This window comes from Mesocryomonas lacus (assembly GCF_055730135.2).
Genome location: NZ_JBUZWE020000005.1, coordinates 315,054 through 336,264, shown reverse-complemented (window position 1 = coordinate 336,264; position 21,211 = coordinate 315,054). Strand labels below are relative to the sequence as shown.

18 protein-coding genes are annotated in these 21,211 nt (G+C 65.8%); 4 read left to right on the top strand and 14 right to left on the bottom strand.

From position 1 onward, the window contains the following. The first annotated feature begins 130 nt into the window (after nt 1-130). Entirely contained in the window at nt 131-3,616 is a 3,486-nt protein-coding gene (dnaE, locus tag ACZLZY_RS10650; RefSeq protein ID WP_472933519.1) for a DNA polymerase III subunit alpha, read from the top strand. A gap of 30 nt (nt 3,617-3,646) precedes the next feature. Here dnaE and ACZLZY_RS10645 read toward each other — a convergent pair whose 3' ends face one another. The 4 genes from ACZLZY_RS10645 to ACZLZY_RS10630 all read right to left on the bottom strand — a co-directional run bounded on the left by ACZLZY_RS10645 (nt 3,647) and on the right by ACZLZY_RS10630 (nt 6,458). Then, nucleotides 3,647-5,020 (bottom strand): DNA polymerase IV, encoded by a 1,374-nt coding sequence (locus ACZLZY_RS10645; protein WP_472933518.1) that lies wholly within the window; start codon nt 5,018-5,020, stop codon nt 3,647-3,649. A 75-nt stretch (nt 5,021-5,095) separates the two neighbouring features. Next, complete coding sequence (locus ACZLZY_RS10640) at nt 5,096-5,395, bottom strand: DUF1330 domain-containing protein (RefSeq protein ID WP_472933517.1); 300 nt, start codon at nt 5,393-5,395, stop codon at nt 5,096-5,098. A gap of 89 nt (nt 5,396-5,484) precedes the next feature. After that, nucleotides 5,485-6,150, bottom strand: coding sequence for a hypothetical protein (locus tag ACZLZY_RS10635; protein ID WP_472933516.1), 666 nt, complete (start codon nt 6,148-6,150; stop codon nt 5,485-5,487). Next, nucleotides 6,147-6,458, bottom strand: a complete 312-nt coding sequence (locus ACZLZY_RS10630) for a DUF3572 family protein (protein ID WP_472933515.1) — start codon at nt 6,456-6,458, stop codon at nt 6,147-6,149. Before ACZLZY_RS10630 ends, ACZLZY_RS10635 begins: the two co-directional genes overlap by 4 nt. A 128-nt stretch (nt 6,459-6,586) precedes the next feature. Here ACZLZY_RS10630 and ACZLZY_RS10625 point away from each other — a divergent pair, with 128 nt between their 5' ends. After that, nucleotides 6,587-6,958 carry a response regulator gene (locus tag ACZLZY_RS10625; RefSeq protein ID WP_472933514.1) on the top strand — a complete coding sequence of 124 codons (372 nt, stop codon included), beginning with the start codon at nt 6,587-6,589 and terminating at the stop codon, nt 6,956-6,958. Between the two features lie 8 nt (nt 6,959-6,966). Then, on the top strand, nt 6,967-8,364 hold the full coding sequence (locus tag ACZLZY_RS10620) for a PleD family two-component system response regulator (protein ID WP_472933513.1): 1,398 nt from the start codon (nt 6,967-6,969) through the stop codon (nt 8,362-8,364). Nucleotides 8,365-8,825: 461 nt separating this feature from the next. Here the strand turns inward: ACZLZY_RS10620 and rpmG are convergent, their stop codons facing one another. The 6 genes from rpmG to topA all read right to left on the bottom strand — a co-directional run bounded on the left by rpmG (nt 8,826) and on the right by topA (nt 16,615). After that, nucleotides 8,826-8,993 (bottom strand): 50S ribosomal protein L33, encoded by a 168-nt coding sequence (gene rpmG / locus ACZLZY_RS10615; RefSeq protein WP_472933512.1) that lies wholly within the window; start codon nt 8,991-8,993, stop codon nt 8,826-8,828. A gap of 214 nt (nt 8,994-9,207) precedes the next feature. Beyond that, the gene (locus tag ACZLZY_RS10610) at nt 9,208-10,407 is read right to left on the bottom strand and encodes an MFS transporter (protein WP_472933511.1); all 1,200 of its coding nucleotides are present in this window, start codon (nt 10,405-10,407) and stop codon (nt 9,208-9,210) included. Between the two features lie 5 nt (nt 10,408-10,412). After that, entirely contained in the window at nt 10,413-11,084 is a 672-nt protein-coding gene (locus ACZLZY_RS10605; protein WP_472933510.1) for an NUDIX domain-containing protein, read from the bottom strand. A gap of 31 nt (nt 11,085-11,115) precedes the next feature. Beyond that, a complete protein-coding gene (locus ACZLZY_RS10600; RefSeq protein ID WP_472933509.1) occupies nt 11,116-11,538 on the bottom strand; it encodes a DUF983 domain-containing protein in 423 nt (140 codons plus the stop codon). Beyond that, on the bottom strand, nt 11,535-13,805 hold the full coding sequence (gene rnr / locus ACZLZY_RS10595; RefSeq protein WP_472933508.1) for a ribonuclease R: 2,271 nt from the start codon (nt 13,803-13,805) through the stop codon (nt 11,535-11,537). Before rnr ends, ACZLZY_RS10600 begins: the two co-directional genes overlap by 4 nt. A gap of 5 nt (nt 13,806-13,810) precedes the next feature. Then, on the bottom strand, nt 13,811-16,615 hold the full coding sequence (gene topA / locus ACZLZY_RS10590) for a type I DNA topoisomerase (RefSeq protein ID WP_472933507.1): 2,805 nt from the start codon (nt 16,613-16,615) through the stop codon (nt 13,811-13,813). A gap of 238 nt (nt 16,616-16,853) precedes the next feature. Here topA and ACZLZY_RS10585 point away from each other — a divergent pair, with 238 nt between their 5' ends. After that, nucleotides 16,854-17,054, top strand: coding sequence for a hypothetical protein (locus tag ACZLZY_RS10585; RefSeq protein WP_472933506.1), 201 nt, complete (start codon nt 16,854-16,856; stop codon nt 17,052-17,054). Here ACZLZY_RS10585 and dprA read toward each other — a convergent pair. From dprA to ACZLZY_RS10565, 4 genes are read right to left on the bottom strand one after another with little or no spacing between them, the layout of a single operon-like run. Beyond that, entirely contained in the window at nt 17,021-18,157 is a 1,137-nt protein-coding gene (gene dprA, locus ACZLZY_RS10580; RefSeq protein WP_472933505.1) for a DNA-processing protein DprA, read from the bottom strand. The two genes, ACZLZY_RS10585 and dprA, sit on opposite strands and share 34 nt — an antisense overlap. Beyond that, nucleotides 18,154-18,759, bottom strand: coding sequence for a glycerol-3-phosphate 1-O-acyltransferase PlsY (gene plsY, locus ACZLZY_RS10575; RefSeq protein ID WP_472933504.1), 606 nt, complete (start codon nt 18,757-18,759; stop codon nt 18,154-18,156). The genes dprA and plsY overlap by 4 nt, the downstream gene beginning before the upstream one ends. A gap of 1 nt (nt 18,760) precedes the next feature. Further along, a complete protein-coding gene (locus ACZLZY_RS10570; RefSeq protein ID WP_472933503.1) occupies nt 18,761-20,068 on the bottom strand; it encodes a dihydroorotase in 1,308 nt (435 codons plus the stop codon). Continuing rightward, complete coding sequence (locus ACZLZY_RS10565; protein ID WP_472933502.1) at nt 20,065-21,018, bottom strand: aspartate carbamoyltransferase catalytic subunit; 954 nt, start codon at nt 21,016-21,018, stop codon at nt 20,065-20,067. Before ACZLZY_RS10565 ends, ACZLZY_RS10570 begins: the two co-directional genes overlap by 4 nt. Between the last annotated feature and the right edge of the window lie 193 nt (nt 21,019-21,211).

Here is a 21,211-nt window from a genome sequence, read left to right as displayed (position 1 = left end):
CCTGTTCATCGCCAGCTTCTCCCTGATCCTCAATTCGATCTGATCCTTCGCCTGTTGATAGCCCCCGCACCGCCCTCGACAGGCCGGTGTGGGGAGACGAAGGTGCCGACCGACGGACCGGGAGAAGAACATGGGCGAGAACACCAGCGGACCATCGACCCTCAAATTCGTCCACCTGCGCAGCCATAGCGCCTTCTCCTTGCTCGAGGGCGCGCTGCGGATCGAGCAGATCGTCAAATACGCCAAGGCCGACGGCATGCCCGCCGTGGGCATCGCCGACACCAACAACCTCTTCGGGGCGCTCGAATTCTCCGAGAAGGCCGCGAAGGCGGGGATCCAGCCGATCGTCGGCTGTCAGCTTGAGGTCGACTTCGACGACGCGGACCCGGAAGCCGGAAACTCGCACCGCGAGCGGGCGACCCTTGCGGCCCACGCGGCGATGGTCTTCATCGCCGCCACCGAGCGCGGCTACGAGAACCTCGTCGAACTGGTTTCGCTCGCCTACCTCGAACACGATGGAAACGTCCGTCCGCACATTCGCCTCGACTGGCTGCAGGCGCGGTCGGAGGGGCTGATCGTCCTCACCGGCGGATCGCTCGGTCCGGTGGGGGCCGCGATCCAAGCCGGTCGGGGGCAAGTGGCGCGCGAGCGGCTGGAAAGCCTCTCCGCGATTTATCCAGGCAACCTCTACGTCGAACTTCAGCGTCATGCCGGCCGTGGCCGCCGCATCGAGAGCGAGATGGTGGCGCTCGCCTACGATCTCGAATTGCCGCTGGTGGCGACCAACGAACCGTATTTTGCCTCGCCCGAGGATTTTGACGCGCATGACGCGTTGATGGCGGTGGCAAGCAACCGGCTGGTCAGCCATGAGGATCGCCGCCGGATGACGCGCGACCACTGCCTGAAGAGCCAGGCGGAGATGGCGGTCCTGTTCGCCGACCTGCCGGAAGCGCTCGAGAACACCCTCGAGATCGCCCGCCGCTGCTCGTTCCGGCCACGAACCCGCAAGCCGATATTGCCGCGCTTCGCCGGTGCCGACGTCGACGCGGCGGAGGCCGAAGAGGCCGAAATTTTGGAACTCCGCCGTCAGGCGGAGGAGGGGCTTGAGGCCCGACTCGCGGCGCACGGTCCTTGTCCCGGGCAGACCGCCGAAGTCTACCGCGACCGGCTCGCCTTCGAGCTCGGCGTCATCGAGCGGATGAAGTTTCCCGGCTACTTCCTGATCGTTGCCGACTTCATCAAGTGGGCGAAGGCGCAAGGTATTCCGGTCGGCCCGGGCCGCGGCTCGGGCGCCGGCTCGCTCGTCGCCTACTCGCTGACCATCACCGATCTCGATCCGCTGCGGTTCTCGCTGCTCTTCGAGCGCTTCCTGAACCCCGACCGCGTCTCGATGCCCGACTTCGACATCGACTTCTGCCAAGACCGTCGCGGCGAGGTGATCCGCTACGTCCAGGACAAATACGGCCGCGAGCAGGTCGGGCAGATCATCACTTTCGGAACGCTGCAGGCCCGCGCTTGCCTGCGCGACGTCGGCCGCGTGCTCGAAATGTCGTACGGCCACGTCGACAAGCTCTGCAAGATGGTGCCGGCCAACCCGGCCAATCCGGTCACGCTGGCCCAGGCGCTGATCGAGGAGCCCCGGCTGCAGGAAGAGCGCGAGAAGGAGGAGATCGTTGACCGGCTGATCACCATCGCGCTGAAGCTTGAAGGCCTCTACCGCCATGCCTCGACGCATGCCGCCGGCATCGTGATCGGCGACCGTCCGCTGTCGAAGCTCGTCCCGATGTACCGCGATCCGCGATCCGACATGCCGGTGACGCAGTACAACATGAAATGGGTCGAGCAGGCCGGCTTGGTGAAGTTCGACTTCCTCGGCCTAAAGACGCTGACCACGCTGAAAACGGCAGTCGACCTCATCGCGCGGCGCGACGTCGCCATCGATCTCGGCAGCCTGCCGCTCGACGACAAGCTGACCTTCGACATGCTGACGCGGGGCGAGACCGTCGGCGTGTTCCAGGTGGAATCGGTCGGCATGCGCAAGGCGCTGATCGGCATGCGGCCCGACCAGTTCGAGGACATCATCGCGCTGGTCGCGCTGTATCGGCCGGGCCCGATGGAGAACATCCCGACCTACAACGCCCGTAAGCACGGCGAGGAGGAGGCCGACTATATCCACCCCATGATTGAGGTGGTGCTGAAGGAGACGCAGGGCGTCATCATCTACCAGGAACAGGTGATGCAGATCGCGCAGATCCTGTCCGGCTACTCGCTCGGCGAGGCCGATCTTCTGCGCCGCGCGATGGGCAAGAAGATTCGTGCCGAGATGGACCAGCAGCGGGTGCGCTTCGTGGAGGGCGCGGTCAAGAACGGGCTGACCAAGCCACAGTCGAACATGATCTTCGACCTTCTGGCGAAGTTCGCGGACTACGGCTTCAACAAGAGCCATGCTGCCGCCTATGCGCTGGTCGCCTACCAGACGGCCTACCTGAAGGCCAACTACGCGACCGAGTTCCTCGCGGCGTCGATGACGCTCGACATCGGCAATACCGAGAAGCTGAACGATTTCCGGCTGGACGCCATGCGCCTTGGCATCGAGGTCGTGCCGCCGTCGGTCCAGACCTCGCACAAGGCCTTCGAGGTCGAGGACGGCCGCATCTTCTACTCGCTCGCCGCCATCAAGGGCGTCGGCGAGCAGGCGGTCGAGCATATCGTCGAACGCCGCAAGCAAGGCGGGCCTTACAAGAGCCTCGAGGATTTCTGCGCGCGGATCGACCCGAAGGTCGTGAACAAGCGGACGCTGGAAAGTCTTGTTGCTGCCGGTGCGCTTGACCTCTTCGGGCACGACCGGGCGCGGCTGACTGCCAATCTCGAACTGCTCTCAGGTTATGCCCTTCGCCTGCACGAGGCGCGCATTTCGGGACAGAACGACATGTTCGGCGCGGCGGCGGGCGGTGATCCCGAGCGGCTGCGGCTGAACGATGCGGCGCTGTGGACGTCCACCGAGAAACTCATGCGCGAGTTCCAGGCGATCGGCTTCTATCTCTCCGCCCATCCGCTCGATGAGTACAAGGAAACGCTGAAGCGGCTGAGGGTGCAGACCCATGCGGAGGTCGTGGCGAGCGTGCGCCGCGGTGCCGCCGCCGGCAAGCTCGCGGGCACAGTCACCTCGCGACAGGAGCGCAAGACCAAGAGCGGCGGAAAGATCGGCATCGTCGCCTTGTCGGATCCGAGCGGCCAGTACGAGGTGGTGCTGTTTACCGAGGCGCTCGTGCAGTTTCGCGACTTCCTCGAGCCCGGTGCGTCGGTAATCCTGATGGTCGGTGCGGAAGAGAGGCCGGAAGGCATTTCGCTGCGGGCGCAAAGCGTCCAATCGCTGGAGGACGAGGCGGTCCGCATGCAGAAGTCGCTGCGGGTCTTCATGCGCGATGCCGGTCCAATGAAGGCGTTCCGAAGCCAGTTGCAGGCGGGGGGCGATTCGGAAGTCTCGGTGGTGCTGATTCGGGCAGGCGGCGAGCGGGAGATCGAGATCGCTCTGCCCGGCCGCTACCGGGTCTCGCCGCAGATGGCGAGCGCGATCAAAGCGGCGCCTGGGGTGCTCGACGTCGAACTCGCCTGATTCAGAATCTGAGGCGGTGGACTCAGTTTCTTAGCGCTTGGCCGGCGGCTTCTGTTCGGACTGGCCTTTTTCGTCCTCGAGAACCCGGAGCGACGTCTCCGGCGCGTCGACAGGCTTCGCCCTGAACGTATAGCCGGTCTCGATCGCCGCGAGGCCGAACTTCGCACGGAGGCGATCGAAAGCGCCTTCGGCCTTGGCGCGCTTTTCCGCCAGCGGATCGACGAGGTCGGCGGGATCGGCGAGGGCCGCCTCGGCAAAGTCGTTGCATCCGATGCCGATCAGACGGAAGCGCGTGCCGTCGAGTTCCCTTTCGATCAGCTGTCGTCCGGCCTCGAAAATCCGGTCTGCCAGACGCGTCGGGTCGGCGAGCTTGCGGCTGCGCGTGCGCGTCTTGAAGTCGGCCGTCTTCAGCTTCAGCACGATCGTCTGCGCCGCCATGTCGGTCGCCTTCAGACGCCGCGCGACCTTCTCGCTGAGGCTGCGCAGGATCGGGATCAGGTCCTCGCGGTGTGAGAGGTCCTCGTTGAACGTGGTTTCGGCGGAGATGCTCTTCATCTCGCCGACCGGATTGACGGCACGTGGGTCGATCCCTCGGGACAGGCGGGCGAGACGCTGGCCCATCACCCCATAGCGGCGCATCAGGACGCTTTCCTCCATCGCCTGCACCTGGCCGATGGTGCGCAGATTGTCGCGCGCCAGCGTCGCGTCGGTAGAGGCGCCGACGCCCCAGATCATCGAAATCGGCTTGTCATGCAGGAAGGAGAGCGTCTCAGCCTTCCCGATCACCGAAAAGCCCCGGGGCTTGTCGAGATCGGAGGCGATCTTGGCGAGGAACTTGTTGTGCGACAGGCCGATGGAGACGGTGATCCGCAGATCCCGCTGGATCTCCGCGGCGAGCCGCGCGAGCGTCAAGGCCGGTGGGCAGCCGTGCAGGCGGGCTGTTCCGTTGAGGTCCATGAAGGCTTCATCGATCGACAGGGGCTCGACCAGCGGGGTGATCGACCGCATGCGCTCGCGCACCTCGCGGCCGACCTCGGCATACTTCACCATGTCCGGCCTGATGATCACGGCTTCCGGGCAGAGCTTCAGCGCCTGGAACATCGGCATGGCGGAGCGCACGCCGGTGATGCGGGCGATGTAGCAGGCGGTCGTCACCACACCGCGTCGGCCGCCGCCGATGATCACCGGCTTATCGGCAAGATCCGGACGGTCTCGCTTCTCGACCGCGGCGTAGAAGGCGTCGCAGTCGAGATGGGCGATGGCGAGATTGAAGAGCTCGGCATGGCGGGCCACCCTTGGGCTGCCGCAAGCCTCACAGCGCCGTCCGCTTCCCCGCTGGATGGCCAGACAGTCGCGGCAAAAGGCCGGGATCGCGTCGGGGCTGGGGGACTCGCTGGTGGCCATGGCGGAGTTTATTCCCCGCGCATGGGCGTCCGCAAGCACCGACTTGACGGGCACCCGCGCCCGAACGGTGAAAGATTAGTCTTCGACATCAACGCCTTCGATGATGAAGACGCGGTAGTCAGCAGCTTTCAGCCGGTGCTGCATGGCCGCCTGATAGGCGGGGCTGCGGTACCACGCCTCTGCCGCCGCTCGATCGTGGAAGCTGAGGATGACGCTGCCCTCGATCGGATCACCCTCAAGGACCTCGAAAGATCCGTAGAAGGCGAGCGGCGTGATCGCGTGCCCCTCCATCGCGGCGCCCGCCATTTCCCCGTAGCGCTCGAACTCGGCGGTATCGTGCATGCGCTCGCGGGTCAGGACGATGTAGGCGGTCATGTGCTTACTCCTTCGGATCAAAGGCCGGTTTCCAGCCCGCGCCTTGATCTAGCGGCGGCAGGCAGCAAAGCGAGCACAGGCGCTCGTCTTCAGGGAGCCTTGCCCGCGAGCAAGCTCTCGATGAGGGCCTCGGCCTCGTTCCAGTCGGCGGCGCTCAGCGCGCCCTCGGGCAGCGGCGGGAGATGCGGGCGAAAGACCTCGTTGGCCATCAGGTGGATCAGCCGGGCGCGCGGCAAGCTGCGCCCGGCGGAGACGAGATTGGGCGGCAGATCGTCGGCGAAGACGATCGTCCCGGGCCAGCGCGCGGAGAGCTCCGCCAGGACGCCGCCCTTGGCACGCTCCGTGGCGATCATCGGAAAGCCGAGGCCAGCAGCATCCAGCAGCCGCCGGCGCTGCGGATAATAGGCCGGCGTCATCGCGGTCAGGAACACGATGTCGGCCTTCTCGGACAGGCGTGCGAGCGCTGCCTGGACGCCTTGCACAGGCAGCTGTCGAACTTCCTGTTCCTCGTAGAGCCGAACGGTGACCTTATCCAGTTCACTGCCGCTGATGGCCGCGCCGGTCGAGACGGAGCGCACATTGCCGGTCAGCCGGAAGCTGTCGACGTGAAGCCGGGCGCCGAACTCCTCCAAGAGGTCGCAGAAAGGAGAGATGAAGTGCAGCACCACCTCATCGATATCGAGCACGATCAGATCGGACCAGCTGACGCTGAGATCCGCGATGGCGGGTCCCGCCGTGACAAGCGCCCGGCTCATGGCGCGGCCGTACCGAAGGACTGGCTGAGCGTTTGCCGCGCGGCCATCACCGTAGCGGGAGACAGATCGGCGTCCGCTGCGAAGGCGAGAAGCGTCGGCTCGTGCGCCAGCAGGAAATCGAGGAGGCCGGCGAAGAACGCCGGCTGGGCCGCCGCCGCCCGCAGCTGGCCGACGTCGAGGCCGGAGAGATCGAGGAAGCGATGCAGGTGCACCGGATCGCCCGCGAGGAACTCAAGCGCCTGGACGCCGATCGCCAGTGCGGCTTCCGGGCCAGGCTGTGCTGCTTGCCCTCGATCAGTTTTCAACATTCACCCGGTCCTTCAGCCTGCCCATGATCCGATTCCCAATTCTTAAATCAAATTGCGATAGGTCTCGATGAACCTGGCGCCGAAACATCGGCGAACGGGCCGCATTTTTGCAAAGTGGAGTGTCGCGGATGCCAAAGACCGTGATGATCGTTGAAGACAACGAACTGAACATGAAGCTTTTCCGCGACCTGATCGAAGCCCATGGCTACCGGACCGTTCAGACCCGCAGTGGCCTGACGGCCGTCGATCTGGCACGCCAGCACCATCCGGATCTCATCCTGATGGACATCCAGCTACCGGAAATTTCCGGCCTCGACGTGACGAAGCTGTTGAAAGCCGATCCCGAGCTGCACAAAATCCCGGTGATCGCCGTGACGGCCTTTGCCATGAAAGGCGACGAAGAGCGGATCCGGCAAGGCGGCTGCGAGGCCTATATCTCCAAGCCGATTTCCGTCACCAAGTTCATCGAGACCATCAAATCCTTCCTTGGCGACGCCTGAGAGAAACCATGACCGCGCGAATCCTGGTCGTCGATGACATCGAGGTGAACCTTCGGCTGCTGGAGGCGCGGCTTCACGCCGAGTATTTCGAGGTGATCACCGCGTCCAGTGGTGCCGAGGCCCTGGCGATCTGCGCCCGCGAGACCATCGACCTGGTCCTCCTCGATGTTATGATGCCGGACATGGATGGCTATGCCGTCTGCCGCGCTCTGCGGCTGAATTTCCGCACGCAGCACCTGCCGATCGTGATGATCACCGCGCTCGACGAGGCGAGCGACCGTTTGAAGGGGCTCGAGGCCGGCGCGGACGACTTCCTGACCAAGCCAGTCCGCGATCTCCAGCTGTTCAGCCGCGTGCGCAGTCTCACCCGGCTGAAGCTCTTGACCGACGAGCTGCGGGCGCGAGCGGAGACCACGGTCGACCTGATGGCCGGAACGGACATCCTGGCGCGGATCGCCAATGGCGGATCCGGGGGGCGGGTGCTGGTGTTCGGCGAAAGCGACGGCACAGCGGGCCGCGTCCGGAAATACCTACGCAGCGACCACGAGGTGGTCGGGGTTGCCGATCCGTCGACGGTCCTCAAGGAAGAGGCGACCGGCAGCTACGACATCTTCATCATCAGCCTCTCGGCGGTCGGCTACGATCCCCTGCGGCTTTGTTCGCAGATCCGGTCGAGCGATCACCTTCGCCAGATCCCGATCCTGCTTCTCACCGATCCGGCCGACGAGGCAAGGACCGCCAAGGCGCTTGAGCTCGGCGCGAACGACTATCTGGTCCGGCCGATCGACCGGAACGAGCTTTCCGCCCGCGTCCGCACGCAGATCAAGCGGCGGCGCTACGACGAAGGTCTGCGGCAGACGCTGAAGGCGACGATCGAGATGGCGGCCATCGACCCGCTGACCGGCCTCAACAACCGTCGCTTCTTCGAGACCTATGTTCCGAGCGCCATTGCGCGGGCCCGCGCCGATGGCAAGCCGCTCGCGGTGCTGATCGCCGACATCGACCATTTCAAGCGCATCAATGATGGCTGGGGGCATGACGCCGGCGATGCCGTCCTGCGGCAGTTCGCTGCGCGCCTGAAGGAGAGCCTGCGCGCCAGCGATCTCGCCTGCCGTTTCGGCGGCGAGGAATTTGTCGTGGTGATGCCGGAAGCCGACGTGCGGGTGGCCTTCACCATCGCCGAGAGGCTGCGGGAACTGGTCGCCGGGCATTCTTTCGAGATCTCGCAGGAGAAGATCACGGTCACCGTCAGCATCGGGATCTCGGTTCTCGACCAGGCGAGCGACGATCGGCAGAGCCTCCTGCAACGGGCCGATCTCGGCCTCTACGCGGCCAAGCGCGACGGCCGCAACCGGGTGATCAGCCTTGGCACCGAAGAAGAGCGACGATTGTCAACCGGCTGTTGATCCGACCCTCGCCGACTGGTTGCTTTCCGCTCCGAATCGCGTGACCTTCCTAATCGGAAGAAACGTCGCCGGCCCTTGCCGGCACGGCTGATTCTCCCTTGGCCGGCTCAGCTTCGTCACAACCTCTGGGCTCCATCGGGGGGTCGGTCGGCTTGCACGGCCCATGGCGGTGTCCTCGCACCGCCGCCGGAAGCCGACCGATCCGCTTCCGTCTTCGGGCAACCCAGATCCGCCTTCCAGCATGCCCGCGCCGACATCCCAGGGAATAGCCGCGTCTTCCTTCGCCACTGCGGCGCAGTGACTTCAACCCTGACGTAAGCGCTAAAATCGGACTACCTTGCATCTGGCTCTGCGAACGGCCGATCCGGCGGCAGTTGCCAGCAACCGTTTCAGCCCCCCAACGCAAAACGCCGCCCCGAAAGGAGCGGCGTTTTCAGTGACCGATCAATAAAGCCAATGGCTTACTTGATCTTGGTCTCCTTGAACTCGACGTGCTTGCGCACGATCGGGTCGTACTTCGTCTTCGTCATCTTGTCAGTCATCGTGCGGCTGTTCTTCGTGGTCACGTAGAACGAGCCGGTGTCAGCGGTGCTGAGCAGCTTGATCTTGATGGTGGTCGCCTTCGCCATATCCGTATTCCATTGTCTTCAGAAGGAGGTCTAGCAGGTCCCGGCCGGTCGGGGACCGTGCATGAGGCTTGCGGCAATGTCGGGTTTGACCGGGAACCCGATCCGGAAGCAGACGTGCCTCCAAGAGCGCGGCAGCCTGTCTCCAAGGCCGATCAGACGAATGTCCGCACCGACCCACTATTTCGCGCGAACACTAGCCGAGCCGCGCGCGAAGTCAAGACTGCTTCCGGTGCAGCACCAGTCGTGCCAAGGTCAGGATGACATAGGCGGCGAAGAAGAACGCCAGCGCCCAGGCAAATCCGGACGGGCCGAAGAGATCGAGCGAGCTGCCGATCGTCTGCGGTCCGATCAGCATGCCGGCGGAATAGCAGAAGATGAAGGCGGCATTCGCCGAAGCGAGCTCCGAGCCTTTGAGCTCCGAGCCGAGATGCGCGAGGCCGACCGTGTATAGCCCCGCTACCACGCCGCCCCACAGGAACAGGACGCTCGCCATCATCCACCAGCTGTTGATCAGAAGGGGAAGGCAGAGCGAGCCGACAAGGCCCACGGTCGCGAAGAACAGGAGCAGCGAACGGCGGTCCTTCACCCGGTCGCTGAACAGGCCGATCGGGATCTGCAGGAGCACGTTGCCGAGACCGATCGCGGTCAGCAGCTGGGCAGCGCTCGCCTCGGTGAAGTTCATCATCTGCCCGTAGATCGGAAACAGCGCGAAGCCGCCGGCCTCGACGGCGCCGAAGATCAGCACCGCGCCCGTCGCCGTCGGCACGGCGTAGAGATAACGCCAGAAGGCGCCGGGACGGTGTCCGCCGATCTGCGGTTGGCGGTTCCAGGCGAGCGCCAGCGGCAGAAGCGCGGCGAGAATCACGCCGGCGGCGATCGCGAAGGGCAATATTCCGGTCGAGCCGATCTGCGAGAACAGCCAAGGACCGAAGGCAAAGCCAAGCGACAGGAAGGTCGCGTAGATGCCAAGCATCAGGCCGCGTTTCTCAGAGGGCGCGGCCGCGCTGATCCAGAACTCGGAGAGGATGAACAGAGCGGTGATGGCAAAGTGGAACACCAGCCGCAGCGGGAACCACATCCAGAAATCGGTCAGGAGGTAGAAGGCGAAAGCCGAGGCGGAGGCCGCGACGATCGACAGCGCCATGGTCATCCGAACGCCGAGGCGCCGGGCGATGGGCGTGATCAGCGGGGCGGCGGCGAGCGAGGCGATGCCCGCGACGGCGGTGTTGGCGCCGATCATCGTCGCCGAGATGCCGCGCTGCTGCAGGATTACGCTGAGCAGCGGCAGACCAAGTCCCAGCGCGATGCCGACCGCGCTGATCGAGGCGATGGCCGCACCGGCAGCCACCCAGTCGACGGCCTCGAGCTCGGTCTCGATGTCCTCCGAGAGGCTCGTTTTGTGTCCGTTGTCCATGGGAGTCAGATCATCTCTCGAACGGGACGGCCATGGCGCGTCCGATAGAAGGGCATCGCCCGGCTGGTATCACGCCAGCTGCCGTCGCGCAGCCTGATATCGATATCGGCGAGGACGTGCCGGGTTATGCCGGGAAGATCAAGCGTGTCGAGCCTGTCGAGGGGAAACCAGTCGACATGATCGAACTCGTCATCGGCGCGCATAACAAAGGATTGCGGCGCAACGACGCTGTCGGCCGACACGCAGAAGAAGCGCGTGTCGAAACGGCGGATGTGACCGGGCGGCGTTATAGCTCGGGCCACCGGCGCCAGACCGGAAACATCAGGCGCCACGTCGCCATCGACAGAGCTGCCGACGCGGACCCCGACTTCCTCGAACGTCTCGCGGACGGCGGCGCGCGCGATGGCGATAGCTCGCCGCTCGGTGAAGCCGGATGCGGTCGCGGCCATCAGACGTTCGCGTGTCGTTTCAGGGAGCGGCATGCGTCCGGACGAGCGGAAATCGCCGATCTCCACCCGGCCGCCTGGAAACACGTACTGGCCGGGCAGGAAGGCGAGCCGCGCGGCGCGACGGCCCATCAGGAGACGCGGCATGCCAAAGCTCTCGTCGATGATGAGAAGCGTGCCGGCATCGCGTGGCCGCAGCGGCAACCGCGAGCCGGGGTTCGCAGGCGTCAAACGATCCGTATACGAGGACACCGCAGCAGACCTAGTGGTCGGCGCCATCGGGCGATTCGCCGAAACCATGCATGCGCATCGCCCATTGCAGCCCGATCGTCGCCCCCTTGAACGGGCGAAGAAGGGCAAGGCAGAGGACCAGCGTGATCGGGATCCAGATCGCGAGGTGGGCAATGAGCGACAGATCAGCCATCTGCTCGGCCGCCATGAACAGCGCGATCACCAGATGTCCGACGACGAAAACCGTCAAGTAGGGCGGCAGGTCATCGGCGCGGTGATGGGTAAATTCCTCATGGCAAACAGCGCAATGGTCGACGCTTTTGAGGTAACCGTCGAACAGTTTTCCCGTCCCGCATTTCGGGCAGCGGCAGAGAAAACCGCGTCCGATCGAACGCCACAGCATGCGGTCGCTGATATCCGGCATGCCGGTGGCCGGTGAGGCGCCGTCGGTCATCGCTTGTTCCTTCGGCCCGCGACGTTTCTGTCCGACCGACCCGGGCGGCCAGAGGCCCGAGGCCGTCCCTTATGGAACGAGGCCGTAGAGCCCGGCAAGGGCCGCGGCTCGCTCAGCATCTCGAACCGCATCGAGCCCGCCAGCGGCACCGCTTCGGCCAGCCGGACCTCGACGGTGTCGCCGAGCCGATAGCCGGCGCCGGAGCGGCTGCCGACCAGCGAATGGCTGACCTCGTCATAGTTGAAATACTCGTTGCCGAGCGTCGAGATCGGCACGAAGCCATCGGCGCCGAAGGCAGGCAGCTGGACGAACAGGCCGGCCTTGGTCACCCCGGTGATGCGGCCGTCGAAACCTTCGCCGATCCGGTCCGCCAGATGATGGGCAATCAACCGGTCCACAGTATCGCGCTCGGCCGACATGGCGCGCCGCTCCGCGCGAGAGATTTCCTCCGCGACCTTGTCGAGCTCCAGCGATTCCTCGCGGCCGAGGCCGCCTTCGCCAAGGCCAAGCGCCGTGACCAGCGCACGGTGGACGATGAGGTCCGCATAGCGCCGGATCGGCGAGGTGAAATGCGCGTAGCGCATGAGGTTCAGCCCGAAATGGCCGATATTCTCAGGCGAATAAGCGGCTTGGCTCTGGGAGCGCAGCACCACCTCGTTGACGAGACTTTCGTGCTCGGTGCCCTTCACCTCGTGGAGGATGCCGTTGAAGTGGAAGGGCCGCAGCGTGCCGGACTTGGCGAGGCTGATGTCGAGCGTGCGCAGGAAGTCACGCAGCGATTCGAGCTTGGCGAGCGAGGGTGTGTCGTGCGCGCGGTAGATCAGCACCTGGCGCTTTGATTCCAGCGTCTCGGCCGCAGCGACATTGGCGAGGATCATGAACTCCTCGATCAGCCGGTGCGCGTCGAGGCGCTCGGGGATCATCACCGTCGCCACCCGGCCATCGGCGCCGAGGATGATCTTCTTTTCCGGCAGGTCGAGATCGAGCGGCTGGCGCTTCTCGCGCGCCGTCTTCAGCAGTGCATAGGCTTCCCAGAGCGGCCGGAGCACGGTGTCGAGGATGACGGGCTCGACCGTCGTCGTCTCGCCGTCCACCGCCTTCTGCGCGACGGCATAGGCGAGCTTGGCGTGGCTGCGCATCAGGATGCGGTGGAAGGAGTGGCGGATCTTTTCGCCCGAGGCGTCGATCGTCATCCGCACGGCGATGGCCGGGCGATCGACGTCCGGCTTCAGCGAGCAGAGATCGTTGGAGATGCGCTCCGGCAGCATCGGCACGACGCGGTCGGGGAAGTAGACAGAGTTGCCACGCAGCCGCGCCTCGGCGTCGAGCTTAGAGCCGGGCTGGACGTACCAGGAGACGTCGGCGATGGCGACGGTCAGCACCATGCCGCCGGGATTGGCCGGATCGTCATCAGGCCGCGCATGGACGGCATCGTCGTGGTCCTTGGCGTCGGCGGGGTCGATGGTCACCAGCGCCAGCTGCCGCCAATCCTCGCGGTCGGTCAGCGGCACCGTCGAGGGCGCTTCTTCAGCCTCGGCGATCACCGGCTTCGGAAAGACATGCGGGATGCCGTGGACGTGGAGCGCGATGGTCGAAATCGCCTTTTCGCTGGTCAGCGAGCCGATGATCTCGGTGACCCGGCCGACCGGCAGGCCGGCGCGCGACCGCTCGGACGGCTCGACCTCGACGAGGTCGCCGTCCTTGGCACCGTTCGTCTGGTCGGGGCCGATGATGTATTCGAGCTGCCGGCGCTCGACCGGCTCGATCCGGCCACCGCCGCCGGGGACCTCGCGGAAGACGCCGAGCGCGATGGTCTTTTTGCGCTCAAGCACGCGGATGACCGAGGCGGTCTGTTCTTCCGGGTCGCTGCGGTCGAGTTTCGACAGGATCTGGTCGCCGATGCCGGCGACGGGTCCCTCGCGCTTCTGCCGAACGACAAAGACGGGGCGAGGGCCGTTGGCCGTCACGTCCCAGCCGAGCGGCTCGGCGAGCAGTCCGCCCTCATCGTCGCGTCGGCGAATTTCGAGGACTGTGATGTCGGGGAGGGCGCCGGGCCTCGAGAACTGCTTGCGACCGCCCGCGAGCAGGCCATCGGCCTGCAGGTCGGCGATGATGTCCTTCAGGAGGATGCGGTCGTCGCCCTTCACCCCGAAGGCCTTGGCGAGCTCGCGCTTGCCGGCTTGATCCGGGTTCTCGGCGACGAAGCGCAGCACCGCCTCGCGCGTCAGCACCGTCCGGATGTCGAAGGGTTTGTCGCGCTTGGCCATTTCGTCTATTCCGCTGCCGGCTTAGCGGCCTTGGGCGCCTTGATCAGCGTCATCGTCGGCGCCGCCTTCACCGGCGGCGCGGCTGCGACCTCCGCCTTGGGCTTGGGCTTGGCACGCGCGCTGGTCTTGGCTGCGCCCTCGGCCGCAGGCTTCTTGGCGGCGGGCTTCTTTGCCGCCGCGGTTTTCGTCCCGGCCGCCTTGGTCGTGGCAGCCTTCGCCTTGGTGCCGTCAGCCTTCGCGCCGGCGGCCTTCTTGGCAGGGGCCTTCTTCTTCGGCGCCTTGCCGGTCTTTTCGGCCCGCTCGTTCAGAAGGACAATTGCCTCCTCCAGCGTCACGCTGGTGGGGTCCTTGCCTTTCGGCAGGGTCGCATTGACCTTGCCGGCATTGACGTAGGGGCCGAAGCGGCCTTCGCGCACGGTGATCTCACCGCCGAGGTCGGGATGCTCGCCGAGCGTCGCCAGGGCCGCAGGCTTCGCCCTTGCACTGAAGCGATCCTTCTTCTCCGCGATCACCGTCACCGCGCGGTTGATGCCGACGGTGAAGACGTCCTCGATGGTCTCGAGATTGGCGTAGGCACCATCATGCTGGAGGAACGGACCGTAGCGGCCGAGGCCGGCGAGGATCGGCTTGCCGCTTTCCGGGTGCAGGCCCACCTCACGCGGCAGGCTGAGCAGCTGCAGCGCCTTGTCGAAGTCCATCTCGGCGGGCATCCACCCCTTCGGCAAGGAGGAGCGCTTGGCTTCCTTGCCTTCGCCGCGCTGAACATAGGGGCCGAAACGGCCCGAGCGCAGGGTCACCGGCTCGCTGGTATCGGGGTCTACGCCGAGTTCGCGCGGCTCGTCCGAACCGCCATCCGCGGCTTCCGCCGACAGGTTGCTGCCGAGCTGCCGGGTGAAGCCGCAATCGGGATAGTTGGAGCAGCCGACGAAGGCGCCGAACTTGCCGAGCTTCAGGCTGAGCTGGCCGTTGCCGCAGCGCGGACAGGCGCGCGGATCGGTGCCGTCTTCCTTCGGCGGGAAAGCGAGCGGTGCGAGTTCAATGTTCAGCGCATCGAGGACGTCGGTGACCCGCAGTTCCTTGGTGCCGTCGACCTGCGCGGAAAAGTCCTTCCAGAATTCGCGCAGCACGTCCTTCCAGGCGAGCTCGCCGGAAGAGATCCGATCCAGCTGCTGCTCGAGGTCGGCGGTGAAGTCGTACTCGACGTACTTCTCGAAGAAGTTGTGCAGGAAGGCCGTGACCAGCCGCCCCTTGGAGTCCGGGATCAGCTTGCGGTTCTCGTTGATGATGTATTCGCGGTCCTGCAAGGTCTGCAGGGTCGCGGCATAGGTCGAAGGACGGCCGATGCCGAGCTCTTCCATCTTCTTGATCAGCGAGGCCTCGGAGTAGCGCGGCGGCGGCTCGGTGAAGTGCTGCGAGGACAGGATCTCGCGCTTGTCGGCCTTCTCGTTCGCCACGATGCGCGGCAGGCGCGCCGATTCATCCTCATCGTCGCTGCCGGCAGGCGCGCTGTCGTCGCTGTGCTCGACATAGGCGCCGAGGAAGCCGTCGAACCGCACAACGGAACCCGTCGCGCGAAGGGTCGCCGCTTCGGCGCCGCGGGTGGCGGCGATTTCGACGGTGGTGCGCTCGATCTCGGCGGAGGCCATCTGGCTGGCGATGGTGCGCTTCCAGATGAGGTCGTAGAGCCGCGCCTGGTCACGGTCGAGATACTGCTCGACATCCTTGGGCAGGCGGAAGAAGGAGGTCGGTCGGATCGCCTCGTGCGCCTCCTGGGCGTTCTTCGCCTTCGACGTGTAGATGCGCGGCTTCTCCGGCACGTATTTGGGGCCGAAGGTTTCCCCGACGGCCTTGCGGGCCTCGTCGATCGCCTCGGGGGCGATCTGCACGCCGTCGGTTCGCATATAGGTGATGAGACCGACCGTCTCGCCGCCGATCTCCATGCCCTCGTAGAGCTTCTGGGCGATCTGCATGGTGCGCGAGGCGGAGAAGCCGAGCTTGGCCGAGGCCGCCTGCTGCAAGGTCGAGGTGGTGAAGGGGGGACCCGGATTGCGCTTGGTAGGCTTGGCCTCGACCGAGCCGACCTTGAAGCTTGCGCCGTCCAGCATGTCGCGGATGCGACCGGCGCGCTCGCCATTGTTGACCGACAGGCGCTGCAGTCTGTCGCCCTCGAAGCCGGTCAGGCGGGCGGTGAACTCGTCGCCGCGCGGTGTCGCGAGCCGAGCACCGATGTTCCAGTATTCCTCCGGCTTGAAGCGTTCGATCTCGCTCTCGCGGTCGCTGACGAGGCGTAGCGCCACCGACTGCACGCGGCCAGCCGAACGGGCGCCGGGCAGCTTGCGCCACAGGACCGGCGAGAGCGTGAAGCCGACGAGATAGTCGAGGGCGCGGCGGGCGAGATAGGCGTCGACCAGCGGCACGTCGATCTCGCGCGGATTGGCCATCGCGTCGAGAACGGATTTCTTGGTGATGGCGTTGAAGACGACGCGGCTGACCGGCTTCGTGCCGATGACCTTCTTGGCCTTCAGGACTTCCAGCACATGCCAGGAGATCGCCTCGCCCTCGCGATCCGGATCGGTCGCGAGAATCAGGCGGTCGGCGGTCTTCATCGCCTGGGTGATCTCGGTGAGGCGCGGTCCCGACGACTTGCCGATCTCCCAGCTCATCGAGAAGTCGTCATCGGGGAGCACGGAGCCGTCCTTGGCGGGCAAGTCCCGGACATGGCCGTAGGAGGCCAGAACCTTGAAGTTCGAGCCGAGATACTTGTTGATCGTCTTCGCTTTTGCCGGCGACTCGACGATGACCAAATCCATGTGCTGCCGGTCCTAGATTCTCGATGTCAGTGGGGGGTGCTCGGAAGGGTTGTGCGTCGCTTCAGAGCCGAACCATCTCCGCACACATGGACAGCGAAGAACGAGCGGTCAAGCCCCGGTGAGGGGGTGGACGGGAACGCTATTGCAACCTAAGATGGTTTTATAGAAATCATGGCAACCGATAAGTGCTATATTGCTGCCATCTCGCCCTTAATGGCCTGTGAGTTTCGACAAGCCGATGGATGAACCACCGCAACAACGTCTACCCGGCGGAAACCTTCGCTACGTCAGCGATATGCTGTCTCAATTAAAAGTTGTGTCCGGGCGGGAAGGCGGCCCGTTTCTCGCCTACCTTCTCGAACTGGCCCGGGCCGAGGCGATCGATCGTCTGACGAAGGCCGGCACTCATCCCGCCAGCGACACCCTTCCGTCGGAGTGACGCTCCAGTCGGCCCGCAAGGTCGAGTTCCAGCAGGGTCAGTTGCACCACGCCCGGCGACGCGCCGGTATGGGCGATGATGTCGTCGATCGCGATCGGCGTCATTCCCAGGGACTCGACGATACGGGCCCGGTCGGTTTCGCTCGGCACGTCCGCTGCCATCTCGCTTATCTCCTCCTCGATGAGGTCCGCACCGCCCTTTCGTATCCGCTCGTCGAAGGGCCGCAAAGCGTCGATGATGTCGGATGCGGTCGTCACGAGCAGGCTGCCATCCTTCAGCAGCTGGTTGGTGCCGGCAGCCCGCGGGTCGAGCGGCGAGCCCGGAACGGCGAACACGATACGGCCCATCTCGGCGGCGAGCCTTGCGCTGATCAGCGAGCCGGAGCGCGTCGCGGCCTCCACGACGAGAAGGCCATGCGCGAGGCCCGCGACGATGCGGTTGCGACGGGGAAAGTCGGCCACGCGCGGCTCCCAGCCGAAAGGCATCTCCGACACGAGGCAGCCGCCGGAATCGACGATGCGCCGCATCAAGGGGCGGTTCTCCTTGGGATAGGGTCGGTCCAGCCCACCGGCGAAGACGCCGACCGTGCCGCTGTCGAGGCTCGCCTCGTGCGCTGCCGTATCGATGCCGCGGGCGACCCCGGAGACGACGACAAAGCCCGCACGGCCAAGTTCCGCGGCGATGTGCTGGGCAAACTTGATGCCGGCAAGGGACGCGTTGCGGGCCCCGACAATGGCGACGCTCGGGCGGTTCAGCGGCTCGGCCTTGCCCATGACGGCGATGACCGGCGGTGCGCCGTCCGCGGCGCGCAGCAGTGCGGGATAGTCGGGCTCGCCGAGGCAGACGAAGCGCGCACCGAGCCGGTCGGCCTGCGCCATTTCCGCCTCGACCTCGGCGATCCCTGCGATTCTGAGGGAACGCTCCGAGCCGCCGCGTCTGGCGAGATCCGGCAGCGCCTCAAGCGCAGCGTCGGCGCCGCCGAAGCGGTTGATCAGCGTCCTAAAGGTCACCGGACCGACGTTTTCGCTGCGGATCAGCCGCAGCCAGGCCAGCCGCTGGGCGGGAGTCAACCGGATGCCGGACGGGGCATCCGCGCCGCTCACCCCTTGCCGCCAATCCGGCCTTCCGTGCCAGCGATCAGCCGCTCGATATTCGGCCGGTGCTTGAGGTAGACGATCACGGTGAGGACAGCGGAGAGGATGGCGGCCGTCTTATTGCCAAGAAGGGCATAGCCGATCGGCACGACGAGCGTCGCGGCCAGAGCTGCGAGCGAGGAGAAGCGAAAGGCCGCAGCCGTCGCGATCCACACGGCGGCAAAGATCAGGACGCCCACCGGCGCGAAACCGAGGAGGACGCCGATATAGGTCGCGACGCCCTTGCCGCCCTTGAAGCGGAGCCAGACCGGAAAGAGGTGCCCGAGAAACGCCCCGACGCCTGCCGCGGCCGCCGCCAGTTCGCCGAAGTGCCAGCCGATGAGGACCGGGACCGTGCCTTTCAGGAGATCGCCGGCGAGGGTCAGAGCCGCCAGCAGCTTGTTGCCGGTGCGCAGGGCATTGGTCGCGCCGATATTGCCGGAGCCGATGGCCCTGAGGTCGCCGAGCCCGAAAAGACGCGTCAGGATCAGGCCGAACGGAATGGTGCCGCAGAAATAGCCGAGGATGAACAGCCCGGCGATCACGGTGGCGCTGGCGGAATCCTGCAGCATGCTAGCCCCTGTCGTCGCCGCGTTCGTACACCGTGCGGCCTGCGACGATGGTGCGCAAGACCTTGCCCTGGAAGCGGGCGTTCTCGAAGGCCGTGTTCTTCGATTTCGAGCGGATATCGGCCTTGGAATAGATGAAGGGCGCGTCGAGATCGACGATCGCGACATCGGCGACGCTGCCCGGTCGCAGCGAGCCGCGCTCAAGCTTCAGGAGCTGCGCGGGCGCCAGCGTCAGCGCCTCGACGATCCGCATCAGCGACACTTCGCCGGAGTGGACGAGGCGCATCGCCGCCGGCAGCAAGGTCTCCAGCCCGATCGCGCCGACGTCGGCCTCGGCGAAGGGATGGCGCTTGCCGTCTTCGTCATGCGGATCGTGTGAGGAGACGATGATATCGATCGTGCCGTCGGCGAGGGCCGCCACCATCGAGAGTCGGTCGTCCTCGGTCCGCAGCGGCGGCGAGAGGCGGAAATAGGTGCGGTATTCGCCGACATCGTTCTCGTTCAGCGAGAGATGGTTGATGGAGACGCCGGCGGTGGCGTGCGCGCCGCGCCGTCTTGCGGCGCGCATCACCTCGGCCGAGGTCGAGACCGAGAGCTTCGAGGCGTGGTAGCGGCATCCCGTCAGCTCGGCCAGACGAAGGTCGCGCTCCAGCGGGATGATTTCCGCCTCGCGCGGCGCGCCGGAGAGGCCGAGCCAGGAGGCGACGAGGCCCTCGGTCATCACGCCGGCGCCCGTCAGGTCGGCATCCTGCGTCTCGTGCATCACCAGCGCGTCGAAGTCGCGGGCATAGGTCATGATCCGACGCAGCAGAGCGGGATTGCGGATCGTCTTGCGGCCCTCGGTGAAGGCCCGCACGCCGGATTCGCCGAGCAGCCCGATCTCGGTCATCTCGGCGCCGGCCAGTCCACGGGTGAGGGCGGCGGCAGGAAAGACGTTGATGTCGGCAGTCTCGCGGGCGGTGCGCATGACGAATTCCGCCAGCGCCACATGATCCACCACCGGATCGGTGTCGGGCATGGTGAGGATCGAGGTGACGCCGCCGGCGGCGGCGGCCCGGCTCACGGAGCGGATCGTCTCCCGGTGCTCGCCGCCGGGCTCGCCGATGAAGACCTGCGCGTCGATCAGTCCGGGCAGCGCGACGAGGCGCGAGCCGTCGACCACCTCGGCGCCATCCGGCACGCCCTGGCCGAGCGAATCCGGTCCGGCGGCGCTGATGCGGCCGTTTTCGATGATCAACGTCCCGACGCTATCCAGCTGACGTGCGGGATCAACGATGCGGATGTTCTGATAGACGAGAGGCGAGGGGCTCATGTGTTGCTCCCGGCCATCGGCAGCAGCGCCTGGATGACTGCCATCCTCACCGCGACCCCCATCTCCACCTGCTCCTCGATCACGCTCTGGGGCCCGTCGGCAACCTCGGAGGCGATCTCGACGCCGCGGTTCATCGGGCCGGGATGCATGACCAGCGCGTCGGGCTTGGCGTAAGCGAGCTTCTCCGCGTCGAGGCCGAAATAGTGGAAGTATTCGCGGACCGACGGCACGAAGGATCCCGCCATCCGCTCGCGCTGCAGCCGCAGCATCATCACCACGTCGGCGTCCCGCAGACCCTCGCGCATGTCGTGGAAGATCTCGACGCCCATGTTGGCGATGCCCGCCGGCAGCAGCGTCGAGGGGGCGACCACACGCACGCGAGCGCCGAGCGCGTTGAGAAGGAGGATGTTGGAGCGGGCGACCCGGCTGTGCAACACATCGCCGCAGATCGCCACCGTCAGCCGGGCGATCTTGCCCTTGTGGCGGCGGATCGTCAGCGCGTCGAGGAGTGCCTGCGTCGGGTGCTCGTGGGCGCCGTCTCCGGCATTGACCACCGAGCAGCCGACCTTCTGTGCCAGAAGCGCCACGGCACCGGCGGCGTGGTGGCGCACCACCAGGATGTCGGGATGCATGGCGTTCAGCGTCATCGCGGTATCGACGAGCGTCTCGCCCTTCTTTACCGAAGAGTTCGACACCGACATGTTCATGACGTCGGCGCCGAGCCGCTTGCCGGCCAGCTCGAACGAGGCCTGGGTTCGGGTCGACGCCTCGAAGAACAGGTTGATCTGGGTGCGGCCCTTCAGCACCCCTTTCTTCTTGTCTTGTCGTCGCCCCACCTCGACTTCGGCTTCGGCGAGATCGAGCAATTGCTCGATCTCGTGCGGCAACAGATTCGCCATGCCGAGGAGATGGCGATGGGGAAAGACGGGAGGAGTGAAGGGCGCGCTCATGTCAGGTGCGGGCTATAGGGAAAAGCGGGGAAGGCGGCAAGCGATGCCGCCACCGGAACGCCGGAGTTCACCGATCTTGCCGGGCTTCGGCCCGGGCCAAGCCGGCCGGTTAAGCCTCTTCGGCGAATGCCGTTGCCCTCGACTGCGCGAAAGCGGAAGATCGCTTAACGATCCGCTAACCATAATGATGGCC

Coding starts and splice junctions, on each gene's coding strand:
- ACZLZY_RS10635 (WP_472933516.1), bottom strand. CDS start 6,150: ATGAGCCGGGCGCTTGTCACGGCGGGACCCGCCATCGCGGATCTCAGC.
- ACZLZY_RS10630 (WP_472933515.1), bottom strand. CDS start 6,458: ATGTTGAAAACTGATCGAGGGCAAGCAGCACAGCCTGGCCCGGAAGCC.
- ACZLZY_RS10620 (WP_472933513.1), top strand. CDS start 6,967: ATGACCGCGCGAATCCTGGTCGTCGATGACATCGAGGTGAACCTTCGG.
- ACZLZY_RS10585 (WP_472933506.1), top strand. CDS start 16,854: ATGGATGAACCACCGCAACAACGTCTACCCGGCGGAAACCTTCGCTAC.
- ACZLZY_RS10570 (WP_472933503.1), bottom strand. CDS start 20,068: ATGAGCCCCTCGCCTCTCGTCTATCAGAACATCCGCATCGTTGATCCC.
- ACZLZY_RS10600 (WP_472933509.1), bottom strand. CDS start 11,538: ATGACCGACGGCGCCTCACCGGCCACCGGCATGCCGGATATCAGCGAC.
- ACZLZY_RS10645 (WP_472933518.1), bottom strand. CDS start 5,020: ATGGCCACCAGCGAGTCCCCCAGCCCCGACGCGATCCCGGCCTTTTGC.
- plsY (WP_472933504.1), bottom strand. CDS start 18,759: ATGCTGCAGGATTCCGCCAGCGCCACCGTGATCGCCGGGCTGTTCATC.
- rpmG (WP_472933512.1), bottom strand. CDS start 8,993: ATGGCGAAGGCGACCACCATCAAGATCAAGCTGCTCAGCACCGCTGAC.
- rnr (WP_472933508.1), bottom strand. CDS start 13,805: ATGGCCAAGCGCGACAAACCCTTCGACATCCGGACGGTGCTGACGCGC.
- ACZLZY_RS10625 (WP_472933514.1), top strand. CDS start 6,587: ATGCCAAAGACCGTGATGATCGTTGAAGACAACGAACTGAACATGAAG.
- dnaE (WP_472933519.1), top strand. CDS start 131: ATGGGCGAGAACACCAGCGGACCATCGACCCTCAAATTCGTCCACCTG.
- topA (WP_472933507.1), bottom strand. CDS start 16,615: ATGGATTTGGTCATCGTCGAGTCGCCGGCAAAAGCGAAGACGATCAAC.
- ACZLZY_RS10610 (WP_472933511.1), bottom strand. CDS start 10,407: ATGGACAACGGACACAAAACGAGCCTCTCGGAGGACATCGAGACCGAG.
- ACZLZY_RS10565 (WP_472933502.1), bottom strand. CDS start 21,018: ATGAGCGCGCCCTTCACTCCTCCCGTCTTTCCCCATCGCCATCTCCTC.
- ACZLZY_RS10640 (WP_472933517.1), bottom strand. CDS start 5,395: ATGACCGCCTACATCGTCCTGACCCGCGAGCGCATGCACGATACCGCC.